1 protein-coding gene is annotated in these 13,989 nt (G+C 36.8%); it reads left to right on the forward strand.

The window, feature by feature from the left end:
* Positions 1-59: 59 nt before the first annotated feature.
* Positions 60-13,970 (forward strand): non-ribosomal peptide synthetase, encoded by a 13,911-nt coding sequence (locus QRE67_RS08985; protein WP_286124540.1) that lies wholly within the window; start codon positions 60-62, stop codon positions 13,968-13,970.
* Positions 13,971-13,989 lie beyond the last annotated feature (19 nt).

The raw sequence follows: 13,989 nt of genomic DNA on the forward strand, positions 1-13,989 counted from the left end.
AGCAGGACCTTTAGATCTGTTTTGTAAAATTTCACAAGGGTATCGGGAGTGAAAACGGCATGGGAACTAAAAAAATAGATCGCGATAGGATAGAAGATATTTTATCTTTATCACCTTTACAAAAAGGTATCTTGTTTCATTATTTACAAGAGCCTGAGAGCAAGGTTTATCAAGTACAATTATGCCTTCAACTTAAAGGAGATATTCAACCATCATATGTGAAAAAAGCATGGAATTATGTTATTGAAAATAATCAAGCTCTTCGTACGGTATTTCGGTGGATTAATATAAATGATCCAATTCAAATTATTTTAAAATCTCATTTTGTGAATTTTCGAGAACACGATTTGTCGGGTTTGACTGAAAGTGAGCAACTGAAGCAATTGTCGGCTATTCGAAATGTAGAATGGTGTGAAAGATTTAATTTAGAAGAAGTGGCATTTCGAATTACACTTTGTAAAATGAAAAACAATGAATATGAGATGATTATATCCAATCATCATATACTATATGATGGCTGGAGTAATGGAGTAATATTAAGAGAGTTCTTTAATACATATCAAGGAATATATGATGAAGAAGTCTGTGATAGACCTGTAAAGAACAATCTGAAAGAATTTATTAAGTCAATTCGCCAACAAAACAAAGTAGAACAACAATTATATTGGAGAAATTATTTTTCGGGGTACGATAGTCAAACAAACCTTCCTTATGATAGTTTGAAAAATAAGGAGGAAAAAAGCTCTACTTCTCTATCTTATTTGTTTCCTTCAGAATTGCTAAATGATGTTCGAAAGTTTGCGAAAAAAGAAAAAATTACATTAGCAACATTTTTGTATACTACATGGGGATTATTATTGCAAAAATATAATTATTCTAAGGAAAGTATTTTTGGGACAACAGTATCAGGTCGCTCTTCTAGGATTAAAAATATAGAAAATATGGTAGGGCTTTTTATTAATACACTTCCTCTCATTGTTAGAGAAGAAGAGGGAATGACAGCTCGAGAATTGTTACATCAGGTCAACTCAACAATTATTGAAAGGGAAGAGTACGAGCAAAGCTCATTAATTGATATTAAGTCTTATAGTAATCATAGTCACCAAGATAGCCTATTTAACTCGATTGTTGTCATAGAAAACTATCCATTAGATAATATTTTTAATCAGAATTATGCTATTCAAATTGAGACGTTTTCGATACATGATGAAACAAACTTTGACTTGGTTTTAGCAATTACACCAGAACTAGGAGAGTATAGTTTTAGATTTAATAATAGCTTGTTTAAAAAGAAGACTATAGAATTAATTTCTGGAAATTTCAAGCAATTGATTCGAGAAATAATAATGAATCCAGAATTAAAGTTAAATGAGCTTAATCTAATCACGAAAGAACAGAAGTTGTTTTTTGAGAAAATCAATAATACAGATACTTTATATCCACGAAATCATACATTAAATGAGTTATTTGAAGAACAGGTACAAAAATACCCAGATCAAGTTGCGCTTGTATTCGGAGAACGGAATATGACGTATCGAGAGCTTGATAGGAAAGCGAATGGATTGGCTCACCGCTTGCAAGCGAAAGGGGTAAAAGCTGATACACTTGTTGGATTACTAGGTGAACATTCGTTAGAGACATTGGTATCCATGGTAGCTATTTTAAAAGCAGGAGGCGCTTATTTACCAATTGATCCGAATTATCCGCTTGAACGGAAACAATATATGATGCAGGATAGTGGGCTGGACTTAGTAGTTGCGACAGAAAATTATGACTGGGATGAAACGATACTTGGTGGAGAAGTCATTCAATTGAGTTCTATAAATGAGTTAGAAGGTAGAGAGGATTCACCAATTGTATTAAGTCATCCGAAGGATTTAGCGTATGTATTATATACATCTGGTTCTACTGGTCAACCGAAAGGTGTAATGGTAGAACAACGAAATGTTGTTCGTTTGATCAAAAATACGAACTTTACTGATCTATCTCAAGGGCGTCTGCTTTTAACGGGAGCAATTGTTTTTGATGCATCTACTTTTGAGATTTGGGGTGCTTTATTAAATGGCTTGACGCTATCTCTAATTGAGAAAGACACGTTGTTGAATCCGTTTAAATTACAGAAAATTATTGAGAGACAGAAGATTACAACAATGTGGTTGACGGCGCCTTTATTTAATCAAATTTCCCAACAACACCTAGAGGTGTTTGAAAACTTGACTTCGTTAATTGTGGGAGGAGATGTACTATCTCCATATCATATTAATGCAGTGCGAGAGCGTTATCCAAATCTAAAATTGATAAATGGCTATGGTCCGACAGAAAATACGACTTTTTCTACCACCTTTTTAATTGAGGATACGTATGAAGCGAGTATTCCGATTGGACGGCCAATTGCAAACTCGACAGCGTATGTATTGAATCCGTATCAACAGTTGTGCCCTGTAGGGATTCCAGGAGAGTTATACGTTGGAGGAGCAGGTGTTGCACGGGGATATTTGAATAAACCAGAGTTAACTACGGAAAAATTTATTGATAATCCATTTGTTCCAGGAGAGAGATTATATCGAACAGGAGATATGGTACGCTGGCTGGTAGATGGGAATATTGAATATATTGGTAGAATAGATAAACAGATTAAAATTCGAGGGCATCGCATCGAACCGGGTGAAATCGTGAGCCATTTATTGAATCATGAGGCAATTCAAGAAGCGGCTGTGGTGCCATTACAAGACTCACAGGGAGATGCATACTTATGTGCGTATTATGTACCAGTAGAAGGAGTAGAAGAGGAAGAATATACAGAATCTTCTCTTCGAGCGTACTTGTCCACTCGATTACCAGATTATATGATGCCATCGGCATTTTGCCAGTTAGAGAAACTTCCGCTCACAGTAAATGGGAAATTAGATGCGGCAGCGTTGCCTGAGCTAGATAGAAGCATGTATACAACAAAAGAGTATGTGCCACCGCAAAATGAAGCGGAGCGCAAATTGTCTGTTATTTGGCAAGAAGTACTAGGAGTAGAGGAAGTGGGTCGTTTCAATCATTTCTTTGAGTCTGGGGGCCATTCGTTAAAAGCAATGCTTCTTGTGTCGCGAATTGTTCGTGAATTTGAAGTGACATTTCAGGTTAAAGATGTGTTTCATTCACCAGTGTTATATCAGATGGCTGAAACAATAGAACAAATGAATCCAGAAGTATATTTAAGAATTGAACCAGTAGAATCTCGCGATTTTTACCCAGTATCGTCGGCACAACAACGTATTCATGTAGTAAGTCAACTTGCGACAGAGTCAGTTCACTATAATGTACCACTTGCATTTGAAATTGAAGGAGATTTACAGAAGGAACGTTTAGTAAAAGCATTTGAGGTGCTTATAGAACGACATGAAGCACTTCGCACATCATTTCATATGAAGGAAGATACTTTAGTACAGTGTATTCATAAACAGGTGGATTTTTCATTAGAAGAGATAGAGGGAACAGAGGAGAGTATACCAAAGCTGTTACAACAATTTGTTAGACCATTTGATTTGACGAAGCCACTATTAATGCGTGCTGGATTACTTGAAGTAGATACGAAGAAGCGATTGTTGTTAGTAGATTTGCATCATATTATTACCGATGGTATGTCCACAAATATACTGTTACAAGAACTTGTTCAACTGTGTCAAAAGCCAACTGATTTAGAGCCACTTCGTATTCAATATAAAGATTATGCAGTATGGCAACAAGAATTTTTACAGACCGAAGGTATGAAACGCCAAGAGGCGTTTTGGCTAGAACAGTTGGAAGGAGAGTTACCAATCCTTGAGTTGCCGATAGATTTTCCGCGCCCAAGTGTGCAACAATTTGAGGGAGCATATGTGGATGTACGTGTAAACCGCGAAACTACAGAAAAATTACATGTATTGACTAAAGAAGAAAACGGAACGCTTTATATGACATTATTAGCTGCGTATAATGTGTTGCTAGCTCGTTATACAGGACAAGAAGATTTCATAGTAGGAACACCAATTGCAGGGCGTCCGCATGCAGACTTAGAACCAATTGTTGGTATGTTTGTTAATACGCTTGCGATACGTAATAAATTAGTAAAGGATAAGCCGTTTCGTCAGTTCTTACAAGAAGTAAGAGAGAATGTGTTGAAAAGTTATGAACATCAAATGTATCCGTTAGAAGATTTAATTGAAAAGCTGAAAGTTCAACGAGATATGAGTCGAAATCCATTGTTTGATACGATATTTACGTTACAGAATGTGGACCTTACGGTCCCAAAAGGCGAAGGATTTTTGCTTTGTCCATATCCATTTGATTATCAAATGTCAAAAGTGGATGTGACTGTAGGTGCAGTAGAGGAAGAGGGAGAATTACACCTTCGGTTTGAATACAGCACCGCACTATTTACGCGTGAGACAATAGAACAAATGAGTATGCACTTTTGTACAATATTACAGGAGATCGCAAATCATCCAGACGTTGTGATTGCAAATATAGATGTGACAACGGAAGAAGAGAAAGAAAGGTTGCTCGTTCAATATAATAAAACGGAAACAGCATATCCAAGAAATAAATCTCTGGCGGAGCTATTTGAAGAACAGGTACAGGAAAAGCCGGATGGAGTGGCGCTGGTCTTCAAAAACCAAAAAATGACTTATCGTACATTAAATGAGAGAGCGAATCAATTAGCAAGGACATTGCGTGAACAAGGTGTTGCTTCAGGAGAAGTTGTTGGAATTATGGCAAATCGCTCATTTGAAATGGTGATTGGTGTATTAGCGGTATTAAAGGCTGGAGCGGCGTATCTACCAATTGATCCAAATTATCCTGTAGCACGTAAGCAATATATGTTAGAAGATAGCGGAGCGAACTTCTTGTTAATTCAAAAAGAATTAGACGAAGAGATGGTTTTTGAAGGAACGGTGTTAGACCTAGAAGATGAAACATTGTATGGGCAAGGAACAGTGAATGAATCTATCGGAAATTATAGTAATTCAGAGGATATAGCAAGTATTATTTACACATCTGGATCAACTGGACAACCAAAGGGGAATATGACTACACACTATAATATTAGCCGTATAGTAAAAGATACAAACTATATAAGCATATCTGAACAAGATCGATTATTACAGATGGCTAGTTTTTCATTTGATGCATCGTTTTTTGAGATTTTTGGATCATTATTAAATGGGGCACAGTTGGTGTTAATTGAGAAAGAGGATGTACTTGATGCACAACGACTGTTTCATATTATTGAAACCGAAGGTATTACCGTTTCCTTCGTCACAACAGCACTATTTAATATGTTAGTTGATATGGATCTTGGTGTTATGAAGGGACTTCGGAAAATTTTGTTTGGTGGAGAAAAGGTATCTGTATCTCATGTGCGAGAAGCTCTTAGAGCTGTTGGATCAAATCGTTTGATTCACGTATATGGACCAACAGAAAGTACAGTATTCACAACATTTTATCCAGTCAATGAGTTGGAAGAGGATGTAATTACTGTACCAATTGGGGTACCAATTAGTAATACGAAGGTATATGTGTTAAATCATAAGCACAGATTGTGTCCGATAGGTGTACCAGGCGAGTTATATATTGGGGGAGATGGACTAGCTAAAGGTTATCTTAATAGAGCAGAATTGACAGCAGAGAAATTTATTGAAAGTCCAGTTGTTCCAGGAGAGAAATTATATCGAACAGGGGATATGGTTCGATGGTTACTAGATGGGAACATTGATTATATTGGCAGAATAGATAAACAGATTAAAATTCGAGGACATCGTATCGAACCAGGTGAAATCGTGAGCCATTTATTGAATCATGAGGCAGTCCGAGAAGCGGCTGTGGTACCATTACAAGACTCACAGGGAGATGCATACTTGTGTGCGTATTATGTACCGGTAGAAGGAATAGAAGAGGAAGAATATACAGAATCTTCTCTTCGAGCGTACTTGTCCACTCGGTTGCCAGATTATATGATGCCATCGGCATTTTGCCAGTTAGGGAAACTTCCGCTCACAGTAAATGGGAAATTAGATACGGCAGCATTGCCTGAGCCAGATAGAAATATGTATATAACAAAAGAGTATGTGCCACCGCAAAATGAAACGGAACGCAAATTGTCTGTTATTTGGCAAGAAGTACTGGGAATAGAGGAAGTAGGTCGTTTCGATCATTTCTTTGAGTCTGGGGGCCATTCATTAAAAGCAATGCTTCTTGTATCACGAATTGTTCGTGAATTTGAAGTGACATTTCAGGTTAAAGATGTGTTTCATTCACCAGTGTTATATCAGATGGCGGAAACAATAGAACAAATGAATCCAGAAGTATATTTAAGAATTGAACCAGTAGAATCTCGCGATTTTTACCCAGTATCGTCGGCACAACAACGTATTCATGTAGCAAGTCAACTTGCGACAGAGTCGGTTCACTATAATGTACCACTTGTGTTTGAAATTGAAGGAGACTTACAGAAGGAACGTTTAGTAAAAGCATTTGAGATGCTTATAAAACGACATGAAGCACTTCGCACATCATTTCATATGAAGGAAAATACTTTAGTACAGTGTATTCATAACCAGGTGGAATTTTCATTAGAAGAGATAGAGGGAATCGAGGAAAACGTACCAAAGCTGTTACAAGAATTTGTTAGACCTTTTGATTTGACGAAGCCATTATTAATGCGTGCTGGACTACTTGAAGTAGATACGAAGAAACGATTGTTGTTAGTAGATTTACATCATATTATTACCGATGGTATGTCCACAAATATACTGTTACAAGAACTTGTTCAACTGTATCAAAAGCCAAGTGATTTAGAGCCACTTCGCATTCAATATAAAGATTATGCAGTGTGGCAACAAAAATTTTTACAGACCGAAGGGATGAAACGCCAAGAAGCGTTTTGGCTAGAAAAGTTGGAAGGAGAGTTACCAATCCTTGAGTTGCCAACAGATTTTCCGCGCCCAAGTGTGCAGCAATTTGAGGGAGCATATGTGGATGTACGTGTAAACCGCGAAACTACAGAAAAATTACAGGCATTGACTAAAGAAGAAAATGGAACGCTTTATATGACATTATTAGCTGCGTATAATGTGTTGCTAGCTCGTTATACAGGACAAGAAGATTTCATAGTAGGAACACCAATTGCAGGGCGTCCACACGAAGATTTAGAACCAATTATTGGTATGTTTGTTAATACGCTTGCGATACGTAATAAATTAGTAAACGATAAGCCATTTCGTGAGTTTTTACAAGAAGTAAGAGAGAATGTATTAAAAAGTTATGAACATCAAATGTATCCGTTAGAAGATCTGATTGGAAAACTGAAAGTTCAACGAGATATGAGTCGAAATCCATTGTTTGATACGATATTTACGTTACAGAATGTGGACCTTACGGTCCCGCAAGGTGAAGGATTTATGCTTTGTCCATATCCATTTGATTATCAAATGTCAAAAGTGGATGTGACTGTAGGTGCGGTAGAGGAAGAGGGGGAATTGCACCTTCGGTTTGAATACAGCACCGCACTATTTACACGTGAGACAATAGAACAAATGAGTACACACTTTTGTACAATATTACAGAAGATCGCAAATCATCCAGACGTTGTGATTGCAAATATAGATGTGACAACGGAAGAAGAGAAAGAAAGATTGATTGTTCAATATAATAAAACGGAAACAGCATATCCAAAAAATAAATCTTTGGCAGAGCTATTTGAAGAACAGGTACAAAAATACCCAGATCAAGTTGCGCTTGTATACGGAGAACAGAGTATGACGTATCGAGAGCTTGATAGGAAAGCGAATGGATTGGCTCACCGCTTGCAAGCGAAAGGGGTAAAAGCTGATACACTTGTTGGATTACTAGGTGAACATTCGTTAGAGACATTGGTATCCATGGTAGCTATTTTAAAAGCAGGAGGCGCTTATTTACCAATTGATCCGAATTATCCGCTTGAACGGAAACAATATATGATGCAGGATAGTGGGCTGGACTTAGTAGTTGCGACAGAAAATTATGACTGGGATGAAACGATACTTGGTGGAGAAGTCATTCAATTGAGTTCTATAAATGAGTTAGAAGGTAGAGAGGATTCACCAATTGTATTAAGTCATCCGAAGGATTTAGCGTATGTATTATATACATCTGGTTCTACTGGTCAACCGAAAGGTGTAATGGTAGAACAACGAAATGTTGTTCGTTTGATCAAAAATACGAACTTTACTGATCTATCTCAAGGGCGTCTGCTTTTAACGGGAGCAATTGTTTTTGATGCATCTACTTTTGAGATTTGGGGTGCTTTATTAAATGGCTTGACGCTATCTCTAATTGAGAAAGACACGTTGTTGAATCCGTTTAAATTACAGAAAATTATTGAGAGGCAGAAGATTACAACAATGTGGTTGACGGCGCCTTTATTTAATCAAATTTCCCAACAACACCTAGAGGTGTTTGAAAACTTGACTTCGTTAATTGTGGGAGGAGATGTACTATCTCCATATCATATTAATGCAGTGCGAGAGCGTTATCCAAATCTAAAATTGATAAATGGCTATGGTCCGACAGAAAATACGACTTTTTCTACCACCTTTTTAATTGAGGATACGTATGAAGCGAGTATTCCGATTGGACGGCCAATTGCAAACTCGACAGCGTATGTATTGAATCCGTATCAACAGTTGTGCCCTGTAGGGATTCCAGGAGAGTTATACGTTGGAGGAGCAGGTGTTGCACGGGGATATTTGAATAAACCAGAGTTAACTACGGAAAAATTTATTGATAATCCATTTGTTCCAGGAGAGAGATTATATCGAACAGGAGATATGGTACGCTGGCTGGTAGATGGGAATATTGAATATATTGGTAGAATAGATAAACAGATTAAAATTCGAGGGCATCGCATCGAACCGGGTGAAATCGTGAGCCATTTCTTGAATCATGAGGCAATTCAAGAAGCGGCTGTGGTACCATTACAAGACTCACAGGGAGATGCATACTTGTGTGCGTATTATGTACTGGTAGAAGGAATGGAAGAGGAAGAATATACAGAATCTTCTCTTCGAGCGTACTTCTCCACTCGATTACCAGATTATATGATGCCATCGGCATTTTGTCAGTTAGAGAAACTTCCGCTCACAGTAAATGGGAAAATCGATAACCAACTACTTCCAGTACCAGAGAAGATCGATTCTGATACAATGTATCGAGCACCTGAAGATGAATTAGAGGAGAAATTAGTAGAGATTTGGAAGGGGATTTTAGGGGTATCACATATTGGTACGTTGGATAACTTCTTTGCTTCTGGGGGGCACTCTTTAAAGGCGATGCAACTTATCGGGCGTATACAGAAGGAGTTTCAGATAGATTGTGCACTTCGAGATGTATTTCAACAACCAACGATTCGAGAATTCGCTACATTTGTAAGAGGAAATCAGTATCAAACGTATATAAAAATTGAAAAAACAGAAGAAGCACCTTGTTATCCTGTTACATTTGCACAACAGAGATTGTATGTTGTTAATCAATTGGAAAATGTCAATACGGCTTATAATATGCCATTAATGTTAAAAGTAGATTCTGGTTTAGACTATAAGCGTTTAAGTAGAGTGTTTCAAATATTAATTGAAAGACATGAAGCATTTCGGACAATGTTCGGAATGGAAGGTGATGAATTAGTGCAATATATTCATCCATCTGTTTCATATAAAATTAAACAAAGCGAAGTAAAGTACGAGGATATAGAACGCATACAAAAAGAATTTGTTCGCCCATTTGATTTAAGTAGGGCACCTTTATTGCGTACAGAAGTGTTGAACCTTCCAGACAATACGTCAATAATTATGATAGATATGCATCATATTATTTCAGATGGAGTGTCTATGGATCTATTTCTTAAAGAGTTTGTTCAGTTGTATGAAAACGAAGAGATTATATTACCAGTAAATCAGATTCAATATAAAGATTATGCTGTATGGCAGAAGCAACAAGCTAACATAGAAAAGATGGCAGAACATGAAGCATACTGGTTAGATGTTTTTTCAGGAGAATTGCCGAACTTAGAATTACCTACTGATAATGTACGACCGCCGGTGCAACAATTTGTAGGAAATTATATCTCGACAGAGATACCTGCAAATCTTGTTTCTCAGATTAAAAAGAATAATAGTATGTATGAATCTACACTATTTATGACCTTGATGGCAGCTTATAATGTACTGCTTTGGAAGTATACAGGACAAACTGATCTGATTGTTGGAACTACAGACGTAGGTCGACCGCAGGTCGAAATGGACACGGTTATAGGCATGTTTGTTAATACATTAGCTTTACGTACTAAACTTTCTCCAAACCAAACATTTGAAGAGCTTGTAGCTAATGTGAAAGAAAGTGTACTTCAGGTGAATGAACATCGTGCATATCCATTTGAAAAGCTTGTTGAAAAAGTAGTTGTGCAAAGGGATATTAGCCGTAATCCATTGTTTGATACAATGTTCACACTACGTAATAGGGCTGATGTAAAGTCTTCTAATAAACAAGCGAACCTTCACATCGTGGATGCAGAAAGAAATGTTGCCAAATTTGATTTGACTCTTGGAATTACCGAAGGAGAAAATGGCTTAACATTAGATTGGGAGTATAGTACAAACCTATTTACAGAAGCGACAATTCAACGTATGACTTCTCATTATGTACAGGTACTTACCCAGATGATAGAAAATCCACGACGTAAACTATTAGAGTTTGATTTATTTACACCGTTAGAAAAGCAACAGTTATTGGCTGAATACAATGATACAGCTGTCTCGTATTGTGACAATGTTACAATTCATCAGCTATTTGAAGAACAAGTAAGTAAAACTCCAAAGGCTATAGCGTTAGTTCACAGAGATAAACAAGTTACATTTGAAGAGTTAAACCAACGTGCAAATAAATTGGCTCGGGTACTACGTGCGAAAGGTGTAGGACCGGAGGTTATTGTAGGAATTATGATTAAGTCTTCTATTGATATGGTGGTTAGCATACTAGCTGTCTTAAAAGCGGGGGGTGCTTATCTACCTATCGATTCTGATTATCCATTAGAGCGTAAAGTGTACATGTTGGAAGATAGTAGGGCAACGCACTTGCTTACACAATTTGATTGGAAAGAAGAAGCATTTAGTGGTGAAGTATTAAATGTAACAGATCCAACGTTATACCAAGAAGATGGAGGGAATTTAATACCTCTGCAAGGATCAGAACACGCAGCATATGTTATTTATACTTCGGGATCTACAGGGAAACCAAAAGGGGTAGTAATAGAACACAAGGGAGTCATTAATTATATTGATTGGGCTAAGAAAAAATATGTGTGTGGAGCAGATGATACGTTTGCTTTATATTCATCACTTTCGTTTGACCTAACGGTCACATCCTTATTTACACCACTGTTAAGTGGACTATGTACTTATGTATATGAGGATGATCATAATGAGTTTATTTTATATCGTATTTTACGTGAAAATAAAGTTACTATATTAAAATTAACACCTGCGCATTTATCACTTTTACAAGAAGGTGATTATAAGAATACACGCGTAAGAAAGCTGATTGTAGGCGGGGAAGAGCTAAAGAGAAAGTTAGCAGAATGTATTTTAGAACGTTTTCCAAAAGGGGTCGACATTATAAATGAATATGGTCCGACAGAGGCAACTGTTGGATGTATGAACTATCATTTTAATAAAAATCAGAAACATGGAAGCTCGGTTCCGATTGGAAAGCCAATTCAAAATACACAAATCTATGTGCTTGATGAACATTACAATCCGGTATTGACTGGATGTGTAGGTGAAATCTATATTGCAGGTGATGGATTAGCGCGTGGTTATTTAGGTAGAGAGGAGCTAACAAAGGAACGTTTTATCCTTAATCCGTTCCGAGAGGAACAAAGGATGTATAAAACGGGTGATTTAGCTCGTATGCGCGCAGATGGTCAATTAGAGTATATCGGTCGTGTAGATCGTCAAGTGAAGATTCATGGTTATCGGATAGAACTTGGTGAAATTGAAGAGCCATTACAGATGCATGAGGCAGTGAAAGAAGTAGTTGTAATTGATAGAGTGGATGAAGAAAAACAAGTGCATCTATGTGCCTATATGGTAACGACACAACAATGGAATCAAACAGACATGCGACAATACTTGATGAAGAGTTTACCTTCTTATATGATTCCGACTTTTTATATGGACGTTCCGTCCATCCCGTTAACTTTAAATGGGAAGGTAGATTATACACAGTTACCAGAACCAGAAAGAGCAAATCGAATGGTTTCTAATTTCAAAAAACCTAGAAATGAAGTAGAAGAAAAGTTATTGAATATATGGATAGAGGTATTAGGAGTCGAGCAAATTGGGATTCAAGATAACTTTTTTGAATTAGGCGGGGATTCAATTAAGGCGATTAAGATTGCGTCTCGTTTGCAGCAAGAAGGGTATAAGCTTGAAATTCAACAGCTGATGCGTTATGGCACAATTGAAGAGGTAAGTTTATACGTGGAGTCTACATCAATAGAAATTAATCAGGAAGCAATAGAAGGTAAAGTCCCGTTAACACCAATCCAGCAGTGGTTCTATGAAAATGAGTTGACAGATCGACATCACTATAATCAGGCAATGATGTTATATCGACCAGAAGGGTTTGACCAGATATTACTTCAGCAAGTACTGAATAAAATTATGGAGCATCATGACGCGTTGCGTATGGTGTATCAATTAAAAGAAACGAGAGTTTCACAAATAAATCAAGGCCTTGAAATGGTGAAGGCTCATTTAGAGATTAGAGATCTAAGAGGAAGACAGAAGGTAGCGGAAGAAATTGAGACGCAAGCAAATGAAATTCAACGTAGTTTTAATTTAGAAACCGGTCCGCTTATAGCGACGGTGCTATTCCAAACGGATGACGGGGATCACTTACTGTTAGTTGCACATCATTTAGTAATTGATGGAGTATCCTGGCGCATTTTATTGGAAGATTTATCAATGGGTTATCAACAAAGGTTACGAGGAGAAGAGATTCAATTTCCCCCTAAAACTCATTCTTATCAAGAGTGGGCGAACAAGCTTGTAGATTATGCGAACAGTAAGAAAATATTACGTGAGTTAGAATATTGGAATGGAATAGAAAACGTTAAAACTTGCTCATTACCAGTTAATAAAGAAAAAGATGAAGAAATTGCATGTGTTTCAATTACTTTTTCTTCATTAGAAACAGAGCGTTTGTTGAAGAGTGTTCATCAAGCATATCGTACAAATATTAATGATATTCTGCTTACCGCACTTGGTATGACTTTACAGGAGTGGACAAACAAGTCACGTTTTCTTGTTCACCTTGAAGGACATGGCCGTGAGGATATAGGAGAGGCAATCGATGTTTCCCGTACTGTTGGATGGTTTACATCAATTTATCCTATCATTTTAGAAACGAACTCATTAAAACACATTGGTAATGAAATTAAAAGAACTAAAGAAATGTTGCGAAAGGTACCAAATAAGGGAATTGGATATGGAGTTATAAAGTATCTAATGAAAGATGATAGTAAAACAGATCATTCTCAGTTACCAATTCTTTTTAATTATTTAGGTCAGTTTGATCAAGATATAAATAACATAGTATTTCAACCATCTACAATGTCTACAGGTAAAGCTATTAGTCCGACATTGATTCGTAAATATGTATTAGAAATTATGGGGATAGTAACGGAGAAACAATTGACTGTCCGCTTTGATTTTAATTCAGGTTTACTTCATACGATAACAGTAGAAAATTTAGCGGAGATTTACAGTCAGAATATTTTAAGAGTTATAGAACATTGTATGCAAAAAGAGGGAACCGAAATAACTCCGAGTGATGTTGGTTATGTTGGGCTATCTATTAATGATTTAGAAACCATTCAAAATAAATTAAATTTAAAATTAAAACTGTAGCATTTTTGCTTAAACTGAC

The sequence above is a fragment of the Bacillus sp. DX3.1 genome, from assembly GCF_030292155.1.
In the GTDB taxonomy this organism is placed as follows: Bacteria; Bacillota; Bacilli; order Bacillales; family Bacillaceae_G; genus Bacillus_A.